The 16,888-nt window shown below is 37.6% G+C and carries 14 protein-coding genes; 2 read left to right on the top strand and 12 right to left on the bottom strand.

Annotated features, from left to right (window positions below; translation table 11 throughout):
- Positions 1 to 12: 12 nt before the first annotated feature.
- The 9 genes from zupT to AC1ECF_RS10475 form a co-directional block, all read right to left on the bottom strand.
- The gene (zupT, locus tag AC1ECF_RS10515; RefSeq protein WP_480389372.1) at positions 13 to 819 is read right to left on the bottom strand and encodes a zinc transporter ZupT; all 807 of its coding nucleotides are present in this window, start codon (positions 817 to 819) and stop codon (positions 13 to 15) included.
- An 83-nt stretch (positions 820 to 902) separates the two neighbouring features.
- On the bottom strand, positions 903 to 1,553 hold the full coding sequence (locus AC1ECF_RS10510; protein ID WP_480389371.1) for a uracil-DNA glycosylase: 651 nt from the start codon (positions 1,551 to 1,553) through the stop codon (positions 903 to 905).
- Positions 1,554 to 1,867: 314 nt separating this feature from the next.
- Positions 1,868 to 2,476: a phosphatase PAP2 family protein gene (locus tag AC1ECF_RS10505; RefSeq protein ID WP_480389370.1), complete on the bottom strand. Its 609-nt coding sequence runs from the start codon at positions 2,474 to 2,476 to the stop codon at positions 1,868 to 1,870.
- Positions 2,477 to 3,046: 570 nt separating this feature from the next.
- Positions 3,047 to 4,093 (bottom strand): siderophore ABC transporter substrate-binding protein, encoded by a 1,047-nt coding sequence (locus tag AC1ECF_RS10500; protein ID WP_480389369.1) that lies wholly within the window; start codon positions 4,091 to 4,093, stop codon positions 3,047 to 3,049.
- A gap of 180 nt (positions 4,094 to 4,273) precedes the next feature.
- On the bottom strand, positions 4,274 to 5,038 hold the full coding sequence (locus tag AC1ECF_RS10495) for an iron ABC transporter ATP-binding protein (RefSeq protein WP_480389368.1): 765 nt from the start codon (positions 5,036 to 5,038) through the stop codon (positions 4,274 to 4,276).
- Entirely contained in the window at positions 5,035 to 5,991 is a 957-nt protein-coding gene (locus AC1ECF_RS10490) for an iron chelate uptake ABC transporter family permease subunit (protein ID WP_480389367.1), read from the bottom strand. The genes AC1ECF_RS10495 and AC1ECF_RS10490 overlap by 4 nt, the downstream gene beginning before the upstream one ends.
- On the bottom strand, positions 5,978 to 6,934 hold the full coding sequence (locus AC1ECF_RS10485) for an ABC transporter permease (protein ID WP_480389366.1): 957 nt from the start codon (positions 6,932 to 6,934) through the stop codon (positions 5,978 to 5,980). The genes AC1ECF_RS10490 and AC1ECF_RS10485 overlap by 14 nt, the downstream gene beginning before the upstream one ends.
- Positions 6,935 to 7,347: 413 nt before the next feature.
- A complete protein-coding gene (locus AC1ECF_RS10480; RefSeq protein ID WP_480389365.1) occupies positions 7,348 to 8,178 on the bottom strand; it encodes a DUF6612 family protein in 831 nt (276 codons plus the stop codon).
- A gap of 65 nt (positions 8,179 to 8,243) precedes the next feature.
- Entirely contained in the window at positions 8,244 to 9,731 is a 1,488-nt protein-coding gene (locus tag AC1ECF_RS10475; RefSeq protein ID WP_480389364.1) for a peptide MFS transporter, read from the bottom strand.
- Positions 9,732 to 9,865: 134 nt separating this feature from the next.
- On the opposite strand from AC1ECF_RS10475, the gene AC1ECF_RS10470 reads away from it, so the two are divergent.
- Positions 9,866 to 11,587 carry an ABC transporter ATP-binding protein gene (locus tag AC1ECF_RS10470; RefSeq protein WP_480389363.1) on the top strand — a complete coding sequence of 574 codons (1,722 nt, stop codon included), beginning with the start codon at positions 9,866 to 9,868 and terminating at the stop codon, positions 11,585 to 11,587.
- Between the two features lie 69 nt (positions 11,588 to 11,656).
- On the opposite strand, the gene hflX is transcribed toward AC1ECF_RS10470, so the two are convergent.
- The 3 genes from hflX to AC1ECF_RS10455 all read right to left on the bottom strand — a co-directional run bounded on the left by hflX (position 11,657) and on the right by AC1ECF_RS10455 (position 15,438).
- Positions 11,657 to 12,928, bottom strand: a complete 1,272-nt coding sequence (hflX, locus tag AC1ECF_RS10465) for a GTPase HflX (protein WP_480389362.1) — start codon at positions 12,926 to 12,928, stop codon at positions 11,657 to 11,659.
- 14 nt (positions 12,929 to 12,942) lie between these two features.
- Positions 12,943 to 13,686, bottom strand: coding sequence for a VOC family protein (locus tag AC1ECF_RS10460; protein WP_480389361.1), 744 nt, complete (start codon positions 13,684 to 13,686; stop codon positions 12,943 to 12,945).
- 117 nt (positions 13,687 to 13,803) lie between these two features.
- Positions 13,804 to 15,438, bottom strand: coding sequence for an AMP-binding protein (locus tag AC1ECF_RS10455; RefSeq protein WP_480389360.1), 1,635 nt, complete (start codon positions 15,436 to 15,438; stop codon positions 13,804 to 13,806).
- A gap of 174 nt (positions 15,439 to 15,612) precedes the next feature.
- On the opposite strand from AC1ECF_RS10455, the gene AC1ECF_RS10450 reads away from it, so the two are divergent.
- The gene (locus AC1ECF_RS10450) at positions 15,613 to 16,773 is read left to right on the top strand and encodes a class I SAM-dependent methyltransferase (RefSeq protein WP_480389359.1); all 1,161 of its coding nucleotides are present in this window, start codon (positions 15,613 to 15,615) and stop codon (positions 16,771 to 16,773) included.
- The last annotated feature ends 115 nt before the right edge of the window (positions 16,774 to 16,888 follow it).

Raw genomic sequence — 16,888 nt, 5'->3', positions numbered from 1 at the left:
TACTGCTTTTCCTTATGACATTAGTACAAGACTTAATGCCATCACTAGCATTCCTGCTACGACGCCATACATCGAAGAATGAGTCTCGTCATACTTCTTAGCAGCTGGCAATAGCTCATCTAGGGAGATAAATACCATGATACCAGCTACTGCAGCAAATATTATCCCAAACATGATTCCATTTAAAAATGGCATTAAAATTAAAAAAGCAACCAAAGCCCCTATCGGCTCTGCAAGACCAGATAAAAAAGATAATTTAAATGCTTTCATCCTGCTTCCTGTTGCATAAAAAATAGGTACTGCAACTGCTATCCCCTCTGGAATGTTATGAATAGCAACTGCAATAGCTATTGCAACCCCCAACTCAGGGTCTTGTAAGGCGGAAGCAAATGTAGCGATCCCTTCTGGGAAATTATGAATGCCAATAGCTAATGCCGTAAATAGACCCATTTTCATTAGTTTATTTTGCTCCATATTCGGCCTTTCTGACATATCCTCGACACTTCTTACCTCATGTGGATTCTCCGGTGAAGGTATTAGTTTGTCGATAATAGCAATCAAAAGCATACCACCAAAAAAGCCTACCAACGTCATCCAATAACCCTGGCTACTTCCTAATTCCTCCACAAGAGAGTCCTTCGCTTTTACAAAAATCTCTACTAATGAAACGTAAATCATGACTCCAGCTGAAAACCCTAAGGCCACTGACAAAAATTTAGTGTTCGTACGGGAAGTTAATAAAGACAGTAGACTCCCAATACCTGTTGCTAGGCCTGCAAACAAAGTAAGTAACAAAGCAAATAATACATTTCCATCCATTGACCCATCTTCTTTCTCTCTAAGTTAAAATAATTATACGCAAGTTGTTTCCCACATACAACTTTATTTAGCTAAAGAAAGTATTAAACCTTTATGCTTTGAATGAATTGTCCGATTTTATTCCAATCCTCCTCCACTATTGCACGATTTGAAGGGCGGTAAAAAACAGAAGCAGGATGTAGGGTAGGGATTATAGTATATTTTTCGTCAGACCAAATATATTCCTGAGAATCGAGTGATTTTAAATGAAGCACCGGCGTATAGAGAGGAGTTCCATGTAAATCAGAGATTTTTGCACGTTGCCCGATCAATCGTTGTAGCCCAACATTTCCTAGAGTAACGATTACCATCGGGGAAATATTCCTTAATTCATAATCCAGAATGGGAGCATGCGCCAGTATTTCCCCATTAGATGGACGCCTATTATACTTTTTAAGGACAATCTCTCCACTTCTTAATCTCTTTTCCTTCCAAACATAAGGTCTGCTGCGCACGGCACTCGTCATATAAACATCACTTCTCGTTAAAGAAATAGAAGCCAAGGATTTCTTTAGCTCCTCTCCAGCCCTCCCGATAAAAGGTATACCCTGTATAGCTTCATTTTCGCCCGGTGCCTCGCCGATTAACATGAGAACCGGATCAATCGGTCCTCTCCCTACAACAAACCCTTCAACAGGAAATTCCTCTATTCTTTTTATGCCGAGTTCAACTAAATCACTAGGTAATTCAAACATAATTTCCTCCTTCACGAAGAAAAGCATAAGCGCCTGTTCTAACCCGTCAAGCAAATGAAGAACAGGGAAAATTTCCTACTTTTTCCTTCTAAAAAAACCCCATCGATAATTTTTACAACATTGGAGCTCATTTTTACAACATACTCGCTTTTCACTACTCAGCGTCTTCGTTTTTACAACATTAGGCGTTATTTTTACAACATTATAGATAATTTTTACAACATTGGAGCTCATTTTTACAACATACTCACTTTTCGCTACTCAGCAGCTTCGTTTTTATAACATTTTGGCTTCATTTTCGCATAGCAGGGAAATTATTCACGAAAAATCTGCTTTTTCTTTCTATACTCATACCACAATGCCACTGCTACAAACCATGTATAACCAGCAGACCACCCAGCTAATACATCTGATGCATAATGACGTTCTCCTGCTATTCTAGAAAACCCTACTAATACAGATAGAACAATTGCGGTAATCCAAATGTAAATCTTCACATTTTTCTTTTTTAGGTTCTCTGTCATTAGATAAGCAAAAGTAAACAAATATAATAAACCTACCATAGCATGTCCTGACGGGAAACTATAAGTACTCAGCTGATCTATCATTTCAGGGCGGTCCCTCTGAATCCATTTTTTCAATAGCTGATTTAATGTGTTACCAGCAGCCACTGTCAATAAAACAAAAAGCATCGCACGATAATGGTGAAATTTAAACCATAAAAAAAGAATAACAAGTATTACTACAAAAATCACAAATTCAGTATCTGCAAGAACATGGAAGCTCTCGATAAAGCTATTACCCCCTAATAATTCAGCAACTTGCTGATCAAACATCTTCATTTGATCACTAGGATAATAAACTAAAAGTACAAAAAAGCTAAGAAGAGTGACAAGTCCTAACGGATAAAACAATCTCTTCACCATATTCCTCCTCTCTCTTTACGAGTATAAGCGCCAAAGTTATACACCCTATGTTTAAGGATAGTATTCCCTTTTTAACGTAAAAAAAGCCAAAGGGACAACAATTTCTTGTATCCTCTTGGCTTATCATATTATTTATTAAGGCTTTAAGAGAGCTTCTCATCTGTTTTGTTCGGTCTTATAGATGTATTTCACAAATAGAAGCTGAACAAAACTAGTCCTTTCTTGATATGTTCTATTCTTTTTGGAATTTATTGATCAAAGCTTAGCATTAGTAGGATCACTATTGGTTCGGAGCAGCGTCGGCGACTCCAACAGGGGTAGGGAGACAGGTAAGACATAGCAACGGCACGCGTTAGCGTTCGGCTATGGCTTACCTGTGGGGAGGGAAAACTAAGAACGTCACATCGTGTGACAACGTTTTCCTGACCAACATCCTGTTGGCCCGAGGAAAGCCTCCAACACAGCAAAGAATCTATGACCCCAAAAAAGAAAGCACTAACGATCTTATCAAAAGATAAAATCATTAGTGCTTCTCATTAGACTTGTTTCAGCCTAGTTTAGTATAAATTATTTCAGTTCATTTAAGATTTCATCAAGTTTTTCTGCTTCAGTTGTTACACCATTGCTTGAGAAGTACCAGTTAACTCCGTCTAGGTAGACAATCTTTCCTTCTTTGTAAGCACGAGTCTTTTTAATAATGTCGTTTTCGATATCTGCTTTAATAGTTTCCACATCAGATGCTGTACGGTCAACAATTAGAAGAACCTCTGGGTCTACAGATAGAATGGACTCATAAGAGAAGTCAGAACCGTGAGATGATGCTTCGATATCAGTTGTTGCTGGAACAAACCCGAAATCATTATATACATATGCGAAACGAGAATCTTCTCCGTTATCGAAACCAGAGATTTTTTTGTCGTTGTACATAGCTACCAACGCATTTTCATAACCAGCCGCTTTTTCTTTCACTGCATCTACTTTTTCTTGTAATGATACTTTTAACTCTTCTGCTTCTGCTTCTTTATCAAAGATTTTAGCAGCTAAGTCTACAGTTTCATATACGGCTTCGATATAGTTTGAGTTATCAGATCCGATAAAGATTACGTTTGGTGTAATTTCTTTTAATTCTTCATAGAATGGAGATTGACGACCAGAAATGAAAATTACATCTGGCTCAGCAGCTGCTACTGCTTCGTAGTCAATTTGCTTTAATGTACCTACATCAGCAACATCGTCATTTACGTATTTTTCTTTTAGGTGTGCAGGAATGTTCCCTTTACCACCATTTGCAGCAATCCCTACAATTCCTTCTACACCCATAGCATCAAGTGTGTCTAAGAAACCATAGTCAAGCGTGATAATACGCTCAGGCATTTTCTCTAATGTAACATCTTCAAATGTAACAGTATCTCCTTCTTCTGTTTCACGATTAGCAGATAATGATTGTACAGTCATTGGGTAAGCAGAAGATTCTGTTGCTTCACTGTTCTCTTTATTACCAGTTTCTACTTGCTCTTTATTAGCATCACCTGATGTCGACTCTTCGTCTGAATTACAAGCGCCTAACATTAAAGTTAAAGCTGCTACCGCAGTTAAAAATTTCCACTTTTTCATCCTTTTAATTCCTCCAATATTCCTTTAATTGAAAATGATTATCATTTCCATTCAACTGTTTTCAGTTTAAATGAATTGAGCGAAATTTGTCAACACTTTTTTGAAAACAATTCTCATTCTCAGTTGAATCTCATATAAATACGTGCATGACTCTCGTTCACGCACGTATAATTTACACTATTAGATTGAGTTAAAATACACACATATACGACAACCATCTTGTACTTGTACAGGAATATTCATATCATAAACCTCGCGCAAGGCCTCAGAGTTAATAATCTCATGAGTTGGTCCATCTTTCACAAGACGTCCATCCTTTAATGCTACGATTCGATCTGAGTAGACGGAAGCAAAGTTAATATCATGCAAAACAATCACAACAGTTTTCCCAAGCTCATCCACCAGCTTACGTAATATTTTCATAATCTGTACAGAGTGCTTCATGTCGAGATTATTTAATGGTTCATCCAATAGAATATATTCCGTGTCCTGCGCAATAACCATGGAAATAAACGCTCGCTGCTTTTGCCCTCCGGAAAGTTCATCTAAAAACTTATCCTGCATATCAATCAAGTTCATATATTCTAATGCCTGGTCAACAAGCTTCTCATCTTCCGCATTTAATCTGCCCTTTGAATACGGGTAACGACCAAAAGATACAAGCTCACGCACAGTCAAACGGATATTTAAATGATTAGATTGCTTTAAAATGGCTACACGTTTTGCAAATGAATCAGATTTCATTTTTTTTACGTCTTTTTGGTCTAAAAGTACCTCTCCGGTATCAGCATCTAAAAGGCGACTTACCATCGATAATAAAGTAGACTTACCCGCCCCATTCGGACCAATAAAAGAAGTAATAGTCTTTGGCTGGATTTTTAAGGTTACATTTTCAACTACAGGTTTTTTCCCAAAGCTTTTAGAAAGCCCTTTAATTTCAATCATCCTGCTTTCCTACTTTCCCTTAGTAATAAGTATATAAAGTAAATTCCACCGACAAAGTTAATAATAACACTAATAGTTGTATTTAAATGGAATACATGTTGTACAAGAAATTGCCCACCGACGAGTGCAATGATGCTTATTAAGCTTGCTCCGACAATGAGAACAGAATGCTTATAGGTTGATAGATACTGATATGCTAAATTCGCTACAATCAAGCCTAAAAAAGTAACAGGTCCTACTAATGCTGTGGAGGTAGCAATTAATATAGAAGATAATATTAATACTTTTAGAACCATCTTATCGTAGTTAACACCTAGGTTAATCGCATTATCCCTTCCAAGCGACACTACATCTAAATCTCGCAGTAATCGATATCCATAAACAAACGCTAATCCTAGAATAGCTGCAGCAATATACAACAGCTCTGTTTTCACATTCATAAAGCTAGCAAACAATCGGGCTTGAAGACTTTCATACTCTACAGGATCTATAAGAACTTGCATGAATGTCACTAAGCTTCCCAGCAACGTCCCGATAATCATACCTGCTAATAGCAGAAGAAAAATTGGATACTTATCAGCTCGGAATAAAAAACGATATAAAATTAATGCGAAGATTACCATCGCAATAATAGATAAACTAAAGTTTAAGTACCTACTTACAACAAAAACAGAAGCTGAGCCTACTGTAAAATAGATAATCGTCTGTACTACCTCATACATAGAATCTACACCCATTACGGAAGGTGTTAACAAGCGATTGTGTGTAACTGTTTGGAATATAACCGTTGCAAAAGCAATCGCGGTACCGGTAATAACCATTGCTGCAAGGCGTTCTAAACGCTTTGGAAAGGCATAGCTGAAGCCACCTTGTATATTATAGAAGGCAAACAATGCCATACATATTAATGCAATAACAGCCAATATAATTAGCTTTGTACTATTTTTTCGCATATGCTTTCCCCCTAAATAACATTATTAAGAAGATTGCACTGCCAATTACTGCGACTGTTGTATTAACCGGTATCTCATATGGATGGACGATAACTCTACTGATAATATCACACGCCAGTAAGAATGCTGCTCCCATAAAGATCGTATGTGGTATAGTTTTTCGTAAATTGTCACCTAAATATAGGGAAACTAAGTTCGGAACAATTAACCCTAAAAATGGGATAATTCCAACCGTTAAAACAACTGTAGTAGAAATAACAGCTACAATTATTAAACCAATATTTAGCACGGTACGGTAGCTCAGACCAAGATTTTTAGCAAAGTCCTCTCCCATACCTGCTACGGTAAATTTATTTGCATAAATGTAGGCGATTATAATTGCTGGAATAGCTACATACAGCAATTCATAGCGTCCAGAAACAATTAATGTAAAGCTTCCTAAGAAGAAAGTATCAACATTTTGTAAAACATCCGCCTCGTAACCTATAAAAGTAGATATGGCACCAATAATATTACCGTACATAATACCAATAAGCGGGACGAAAATAACATCTTTAAATTTAATACGCTCAAGTAAATGCATGAAAATAAAGGTCCCAATTAGTGCAAATGCAAAACTAAACATGATTTGTCCCATATATGAAATGTTCGTGAAGAACACCATGGAAACGATAACACCAAGCTTTGCTGCATCCAATGTTCCAGCCGTTGTTGGTGATACAAACTTATTCCGGCTCAAACTTTGCATAATCAAGCCTGCAATTCCCATACCAGCACCAGCTAAGATAATTGCCAGTAAGCGCGGCAAACGACTAATCAAGAAAATCTGGGTCTTATCGGACTCCCAGTCAAGTAGATCGCTCGGCCTAATATCAATGGCTCCTATAAATAGCGAGACAAAGGACAGGATAACCGTTGCTAATACTAATATCCATAATCTCATGTGAAATCCCCATAATCTATATTTCTCAATAAATTATTGATAACGATTATCATTATTGAGTCGTCTTTCATTATAAACAACGAATATAGTAAAATCAACATCCCGAATTAAAACTATTCTTTAAATATGATCCTAAAAGGAGTTTAATTGTCACTTTTAAAAGTATGACATTTCTTATTTGAGACAAAAACTTGATAAATCACAAAAGGAATATACATCTTCAAGAGAGGTATGATTTTATCTCAGCTTCATTTTTTAAAAAGAAAGCACGAATGATTCTTATTAACCCTCTAGAATCATTCGTGCTCCACATTCAACTTTTCTCAGTCTCATAGGCATATACAGACTTTCTTTCCTTTTGAAAAAGCTGCCCCCTTTCCCTTTCGGAAAATTGGGCAGCTTTTTCAAGTTTATTATATCTCAATTGCGCTATCGATAACCTCTTGAGGTATTGCAATATTGTCTACTTCATTAAAATTAGAGTAAGTAGCTTTTATATCTTGAACCATATTTGCACTTTCCCCATCCATGGTTAAATCCATATCCATAACCATGTCTACCTTAGTAGTTTGATAAGACTCTTTATCAATGTGGATCAGATAGTTTAGAGAGTTAATGTTATAATCCATATTTAACTCTTCATCTTCTGCCATGCCTTGCATTGCTTCCTGTACTTGCTCTCGAATTAAATTAGTAAACTTCTCTCCGGATGCATTCATCGTTAGAATATAACTTTCGTCATCCTGCTCAAAAGTAAATTCATCGATATATTCCTCTAGCATTTCTAGTTGGTCAGCAGGAGTCGTCTGTTCTGCTGTCCCCATCATCTCTGCCATATCTAAAGGCATTTTCATCCATTGCTTGGAATTACCCTCAAACATGTAAAAGGCATCGTTTGTCATATATGCTTCTATATCCATCGATTCTGCGTTACCTTCTCCCATGCTCATAGAGGTTGTCCCTTTTTGATATAACTGCATAGGCTCTATTACAAAATCCATATTTAAATCAGAAAGAAGAGTCATATCGCCCTCACCAGGTATGCTCATCTTTTGATTTAAAGTCACTTGAGCGCTCATACTCGTAAGCTGTTCTGATACTTCAATAGATTTTGCATAAACTTCTTGTAATGTCATCTCACTTTTCACAGTTGTTGATGACTCCTTCGGTTCTGCTGTTTCATTACAAGCAGCTAAACCCAGAGTGAGCACTGTAGCTGCTAAAAGCACTTTCCACTTCTTCATATGTTTACCACCCTTTCCTGTAATACCGTATTTACGATACCCACTGGAAAAGGTTTCAACTTTCGTTAATTTATACCACGCATATATTTTTGAATAATAGGGCTAGCGAAATAAAGGGCTAAACCAATTAGCAGTGCTATTCCACCTATAATTCCAAAATACATAATTTCATTTTCAGGACTATAAAATTTAACCACTTGTGCATTAATCGCCTGTGCTGATGCATTTGTCATAAACCAAAGACTCATTGTTTGAGCAGCAAAAGCAGCAGGTGCTAGTTTTGTAGTAGCGGATAATCCTACAGGAGAAAGTAATAATTCCCCTAAAACTACTAGGAAGAAGCTAAGAACTAACCACCACGGGCTAACTAAAGACTCTGTTCCATTTAGATACGCAGGAATCATCATAACGATGAAGGATAGTCCTGCAAAAAATAGACCGAATGCAAATTTGCGAGAAGTAGTAGGCTGTCTATCCCCTAGTTTTACCCATACCCAAGCAAATACAGGTGCAAGCGTAATGATAAATAGTGGATTTAACGATTGGAACCAAGCTGGTGATAACTCAATAGAACCAATAGTTAAGTTTACTCGTTCATCCGCATATTGAGCTAAAATATTGGATCCTTGCTCTTGAATTGCCCAGAACATCATGGCAGCAATAAACAATGGAATATAAGCAAGTAGCCTTGATTTTTCATCTTCCGTAGATTTCTCACTTCGATACATAACAATAAAGTAAATAGTAGGAATGAGAATCCCAAGGATAGAAATAGTCATAGTAAACACATCGATTGTCATGATTCCTTCTCGAACTAAGAAGAATCCTAAAGCCCCTACAACTACTACACCGATCACAAAACGTAACAGCAAAGTCTTTCTTTCTTGCTTTGTAAGTGGATTTGGTACATATGAGCCTGCTAAGCCTAAATACTTCTTTTTAGTTACTAAGAAAACAATTAATCCAATAGCCATCCCAACAGCTGCAAGACCAAAACCTAGATGGAAATCATAATCTAATCCAATTGTTCCGACAATTAACGGTGCAATAAACGCACCCATATTAATACCCATATAGAAAATACTAAAGCCAGCATCTCGACGTACGTCCTCTTTGGAATATAAATCGCCAACTATACTGGAAATATTCGGTTTCAATAAACCTGTACCAATTACAATTAGGCCCATAGAGATAAATAAGGTAGTTATACCACCTGGGAATGCTAACACTATATGCCCAATCATAATCAGTATTCCACCATAAAATACCGTTTTCGTTGTACCGAAAAGTCGGTCTGCTATCCAGCCTCCTATAATTCCTGACATATAAACTAGAGAACCATAGACTGCCATAATGGAGTTAGCTGTGGAGCGCTCTAGTCCCAGTCCGCCTTGCGTAACTTCGTAGTACATATAGTAAATAAGGATCGCTCGCATACCGTAGTAGGAGAATCGCTCCCAAAATTCAGTAAAAAATAAAGATAATAACCCTTTTGGATGTCCAAAGAAACCTTTTTGGGGTACAGTTTTAACTATTTCTTCTTTTGATAACAAGTTTAGACCTTCTTTCTGTACAAAAAATATAATAATATTTCCCCTTTTTTGTAGAAATAGAAACATTTTAATATTTCGAGTTGTGAAATTTTTCGGTATAATATGCTTTATGACTACAGAAAAGGGTGCTTACTATGATTAGGAAATTTTTTGCCTTCTACAAGCCTCATAAGCGTCTATTTATCATAGACTTTTCCAGTGCAGTGTTTGTAGCAATTTTAGAACTGGCTTTTCCAGTAGCAGTTCAATGGTTCATCGATGAACTATTACCAGAGGGTAATTGGGATACAATTGTACGTGTCAGTATACTACTTTTATTTGTATATATCATTAGTACATTTCTCCAATTTATCGTCAGTTATCTAGGGCATAAGCTAGGGATTAATATTGAAACAGATATGAGAGAAAAACTATTTAATCATGTCCAAAGACAATCCTTTCGCTTTTTCGATAATACGAAAACTGGGCATATAATGAGCCGTATCACCAATGATTTGTTCGATATCGGAGAGCTTGCTCATCATGGTCCAGAAGACCTATTTATAGCAGTGATGACACTGATTGGTGCTTTTATGATAATGTTCAACATAAACCCAGAACTTGCAATAATCGCTATTATCATGGTTCCATTTCTGTCCATTGTTGCTTCCTTTGGAAATATTATGATGAATAAAGCATGGAAACAAATGTATGCAAATATTGCAGATGTAAACGCAAGAGTGGAAGATAGTGTCTCCGGCGTACGTGTTGTGCAATCATTTACGAACGAACAATTTGAAATGGATCGCTTTCAAAAAGATAATGGAAAGTTTCGCTTAGCTAAGCTGAAAGCCTACAAGGTAATGGCAGGCACTCACTCAAGTATTTTCATGATGACTCGTTTAGTTACATTAATTGTTCTAGTAGTTGGCGCATGGTTCACCTTCCAAGAACGCATGTCGTACGGGGAATTAGTCAGCTTTGTTTTATATGTGAATGTTCTAATTAAACCGGTGGATAAGATTACCGCATTACTAGAGCTTTATCCAAAAGGGATGGCTGGATTCAAGCGTTTCCTAGAGCTTGTAGAACAAGAACCAGAAATTTTGGACAAGCCAGGCGCATTGGAAGTACAGCATTTAGCTGGGAATATACATATTCAAGATGTCAGCTTTCGTTATGACTCCCATAAGCCTGTCTTAAACAAAGTAAGCTTATCCATTAAAGCTGGAGAAACTATTGCTTTCGTCGGCCCCTCAGGAGCAGGGAAAACAACTATTTGCTCTTTAATTCCTCGTTTTTACGAAATAGATGAAGGAGTTATCTCTATTGATGGGCTAAATATTCAGGATATTAAGTTAAAATCTCTACGTTCTCACATAGGTATTGTACAGCAAGATGTGTTCCTATTCACTGGAACTATAAGGGAGAATATTGCATACGGGAAAATGGATGCAACGGAGGACGAAATAAGAGAAGCTGCCAGAAAAGCGCATTTAGAAAGTCTAATCGCTTCGCTGCCTGACGGATATGACACGCAAATTGGAGAAAGAGGTTTAAAGTTATCTGGAGGACAAAAGCAACGATTGGCTATTGCACGAATGTTCCTAAAGAATCCTCCAATTCTGATTCTAGATGAAGCAACATCTGCACTAGATACCGAAACGGAGAAAATAATTCAGCAATCTCTAATGGAGCTTGCAGAGAATCGTACTACCCTCATTATCGCCCACCGTCTTGCAACTATACGAGATGCCGACAGAGTTGTGGTAGTAACAGAGGACGGTATAGTAGAAGATGGAACTTATACAGAGTTAGTGGAGCAAAACGGTATATTTGCTCGCTTGCATCATATTCAATATCAGCAGCTAGATTAAGTAATATAAAATAGAGCTGTCTAAGACGTTGACTTCCTCAACTTCTTAGGCAGCTCTTTACATTTGGTTTTATTGTTTGTATACGTACTTTTCATAGCGTTGATAGTCAGCTTGCTTTAACTCTACTTGAAGTAGAGTTCCTTCCTCTTCATAAGTGGTAGATGTTATTGAAGCATGCTCGTTCAAATAGTTTATAACATCCCCACGGTCAAATGGAATTAACATTGTACAAGAGATATAATCTGTAAAAATGTGGCTTTTAATCAACTCTATTAGTTCCTCAATACCTTGCCCATCCTTAGCAGAAAGCCAGATATTTTTTCCAGACACGTATGGATAACGTAAATTAGCCTTATCTGATTTGTTGTATACAAAAATGGTAGGTACATCCTCTACTCCAATATCTAGAAGCGTCTTATTCGTCACCTCCATCATATAACGATGCTCCTCATTTGACACATCTACGACATGCAATAATAAGCTTGCATCCCTTGCTTCTTCTAGCGTGGACCGAAAAGCTTTTACAAGATGAGTAGGAAGCTTGCTAACAAACCCAACGGTATCAGTTAATAGAAATTCCTTGTGGTCTGGTAGTTTAATTTGTCGAACAGAAGTCTCTAGCGTAGCAAATAACATATCCTTTTCCAACACTTGCTTATTACCTTCTTGTCCTACATGTTGGAGCAATTGATTCATAATGGTAGATTTCCCTGCATTCGTATAGCCCACTAGAGAAACAACTGGAATCTGATTTTTTCTTCTTAGTTTTCTTTGAGTTTCTCGTTGATCCTTCGCATGTTCCAGCTCACGCTTCAACTTTGCTATCTGATCCTCTATTTTTCGTCTATCTAACTCGAGCTTTGTTTCCCCAGCTCCACGGTTTCTAAAACCACCGCCGGTACCTCCGCCTTGTCTACTGAGTGAAGCACGCAGTCCCACAAGCCTCGGCAGCATGTATTGAAGCTGAGCCAATTCTACTTGCATCTGGGCTTCATTTGTTTTTGCCCGACGACCAAATATATCTAGAATAAGCATGGTACGATCAATTACCTTACATTCTAAATCCTTTTCTAAATTTCTTATTTGAGAAGGAGATAACTCATCATTAAATATTACTAAGTTTGCATCTGAGCCTTCATATAAGCTTTTAATCTCCGCTACTTTTCCCGTACCTACGTAGTGAGAAGAATTGACCCTATCAAGAGCTTGCGTTATTTCTCCTACAACTTCCACGTCTAATGCCTCAGCAAGATTATGTAACTCCTCTAGCTCATATTCAAAGTGCTCATTTTGTTGTAGCTTTACCGCCACCAATATTGCTTTCTCTACTAATTGTTCCAAGTGTAATCCTCCTTTTAAACGAACCGATACGTAGCTTGCTCATATTTTATCACTTCTTTTTTATTGTGCCCTTCTATATAAACACTTACAAGTCTTTCTCTTTGTAGGTTGCCTGACTGCTTAAATGTCAGCTTTGTTTTTCCTAATAATAATATTCCTTCCTCGATCTCTTCTAAACCAAAATAGCTCTTCCATTTGTCCATTATGTTCCTTGGATTATGAACATGAAACTCACATTCAACAATACTTTGTTGAAGGTTTTCCCTTTGTATCATTCCATCCTCTTGAAGTGATTGAAGTCTCCTTTCATCTTCTTCCTCCCATTGAATGAAGAAAGGAGTGGGAAGTGAGTCATTTACTTCTTCCTGAACAAACAGCATTTCCCATTTCTTTGTTTGACCATTCGCAGTTTTTCTTTCAGCCTGTAAAATACCAGATGTTTTTACACCTTGTCCTTTTAATCTACTCTCGACATCTTTCATATTATTCGTACGAATGCAAATAGTTCCGTACCCAGGACCAGCCTCTAAATCGTGAAGCAGTAAATTTACTAAGGGATGGTTTGAGTTTGTGGCAACATCTCTATTTTCTATAGCCAGCCATTCTATATAGCTATTCTTTGTATATAATAGAGCATTATGTGTTCCCCACTGTATGTGCTGTCCTCCTACCACGGCGTGGAAACCTTTTTGTTTCCAGTCCTCTACTACTTTCTTTGGAGTTCTTGTACTAAAATGAACAATATGATCTAATAACATGCTCTCACCCCTATTATTGTTTATCTCTTATTATGCATATAAAAAAGCATCGGAGTAAAGCCGACGCCTCTTCTAAAGCCTTTTCGTTTTTGTCGATTTCCCAGGAAATATATCCTTTTATGCTTCTACTTTTTGTTTAGACATTTCTCTGAGTAAGAATTTTTGAATTTTACCGGATGCTGTCATCGGGTAAGCATCGATAAATTCTATATATCTCGGGATTTTATGAAAGGATATTTTGCCCTTGCAATAATTCTTTAATTCGTCTGCCGTAACCTTTTCTCCTGCTTTCAGAATAACCCAAGCCATTAGTTCTTCCCCATATTTCTCATCCGGTACACCGACCACCTGCACATCCTGTATAGCTGGATGCTCGTATAAAAATTCTTCTACTTCTTTCGGATAAATATTCTCCCCACCTCGGATTACCATATCTTTTATGCGCCCAGTGATATCGATATAACCTTCTTCATCCATTACAGCAATATCCCCTGTATGTAACCACCCACTTGAGTCTATAGCCGCCTTTGTCCCTTCATCATTTTTATAATAACCTTTCATTACTAAATAACCTCTAGTACACAGTTCTCCCGGAACTCCTACTACCGGTGCATCTTCACCGGTTGCTGGATCAATAATTTTCACCTCTACACCGGGATGTGCTTTCCCTACCGATGAAACTCTTTTTTCAATATCGTCATCCGTTTTCGTTTGCGTAATTACAGGAGAAGATTCTGTCTGCCCGTATGCAATGGTTATTTCAGAAGCACCCATCTCGTTCATTACCTTTTTCATTACCTCCATTGGACAAATGGAGCCAGCCATGATTCCTGTTCGAAGGGAAGAAAGATCATATTGCTTAAAGGCAGGATGGTTCAGCTCTGCGATAAACATGGTAGGAACTCCATGCAAAGCCGTACATTTTTCATCCTGAACGTATTGAAGTACCTTCTCAGGGTCAAATTGTTCTACTATCACCATTGTCGTTCCGTGAGTAACGGAAGCAATTGTACCCATCACACATCCGAAGCAGTGGAAGAATGGGACAGGGATACATAAGCGGTCTTTCTCCGTTAAATGAATATAGTCACCAACTAACTGCCCGTTATTTATTATATTTTTATGCGTTAGCATTACACCCTTAGGAAAACCGGTTGTTCCTGACGTATATTGGATATTAATAACATCCTCGTTGCGAAGTGCTTTCATCGCTGATTCTAAGGCTTCGTCTGAAACACCCGCCGCATAATCTAGCAGCTCCGACCATTTGAATATACCGGGGTAATCGTTTTCACTCATGACTATCACTCTTTTAAAATGCGGCAATTTGGCAGACTGAATATTTCCTTTCTCCGCATCATGTATTTCTGGACAAATTGCCCGAATAATATCCAAGTAAGAGGTTCCCTTAAATGATTCAGTTAATATAAGCGTTGTTGAATCAGATTGTTGCAGGAGGTACTCCAATTCTTTTTCTTGATAGTTTGTATTGACTGTCACTAAAATAGCACCCATTTTACCGGTAGCAAATTGACTTAGTAGCCATTCTCTTTTATTATCCGACCAAATTGCTACATGCTCCCCTTTTTTAATTCCTAACCCAAGAAAAGCTTTTGCAAGCTCATCTGTTTCACGGTCAAACTCTTGATAGGTCACCCTGATTCCACTATCAGGATAAACATATGCCTCGTGTTTTGGAAACTTTTCCGCAGCTGCCTTTACTATTACCGCCATTGTTCTTTCGTTTAACATACCAATCTCCCCTTTTGGTTGTTTCTCCGATAATTTTATCATAAAATTCTGAATACATTAAGAATGAGAAGGATTTTTTCTAGGGAATTTACACCAGACATCCTTCCTACCAATCCTCATTCCTCCTGTGATACACTAGCCACATAGTAAAACATGAAAAAGAAGGCGATCTAATTGGATTTTCAACAAATGAAAGAAATGCTTGAACAAAAAATACTGGATCAGCAGTTAGTTTCCGCAACCGTCAGCCAGCCAAGGACAAAATCCAATGAGCTAAAAAGAGTAAGATGGAAACCTATTCAACTAAAAAACAACTATTATGTGCAAATGGAATACCAATATGAACGAGTGCTAAAGCATGAGAATATTTCGCTAGAGCAGTTCCCTCTAAAGCTCGCAGAACTATTAGAGCAGTTCAGACAAATACATGCAGATTTCATTGATGAAAAGGTTCATATCCAGCTATCCAAGAAAAATAAGGTGATGTGGAAGTCTGAAGCGACAGCAACTACTAAAAAAGTCGATTTAGCTCATAATCGCAAAAAGAATTACTTATTGGATGAGCATACTCCTTATCCATTTCTTATTCGCCTTGGTGTCCAGAGTACCGATGGAAAGGTAAAAAAACAAAAGTATGATAAATTTAAACAAATTAATCGTTTCATCGAATTTATTGACGACTCCCTTGAGTATCTTCCGAAGGACAAGCAAATAAGAATTTTAGACTTTGGTTCAGGTAAATCTTATTTAACATTTGCTTTATACCATTATTTAAAGGTTGAAAAGGGTCTGGACATACGAGTAACAGGTCTGGATTTGAAAAAGGAAGTAATAGAAGAATGTTCAAGAATAGCGGATGAGCTTGGCTATGAGCATTTGGAATTTTTAGTTGGAGATATCAACGACTACAATGAGGAAACCGCAGTTGATATGGTGGTTACGCTTCATGCATGTGACGTGGCTACAGACATGGCCTTAGGAAGAGCTGTAAAATGGGGGGCAAGTGTCATTCTTAGTGTTCCTTGCTGTCAGCATGAGCTGAATAGACAGCTTAATGCCCCTTCCCTAGAACTCATGCTTAAGCACGGTTTGATAAAAGAGAGGTTTGCCGCTTTAGCAACCGATTCCATTCGGGCAGAAATTCTAAGCATGGTGGGATATGAAGCTCAGCTGCTTGAATTTATCGATATGGAAAACACACCGAAAAACATCCTGATTAGGGCCTATAAAACAGGGAAAAAACCATCTAAGCAACAGATAGAAAGCTACCAGCAATTTAAACAGCTATTAAACGCTGAGCCCTTTTTAGAAAATGAATTACAAGATTATTTGTAAGACCACCCACTCAAGTATGACGGAGGGACGTTAAGCTAGCAGCTTTCTGTCCCTTCACTTTTAGTTATCCTTCTAAGACAAAATTTAACGTCAAAGCTCCCATTAAAACCCTCTT

The organism is Psychrobacillus sp. Z3-81, from assembly GCF_056620325.1.
The sequence above is the reverse complement of the archived record's forward strand: the minus strand, read 5'-3'. Positions and strand labels throughout refer to the sequence as shown.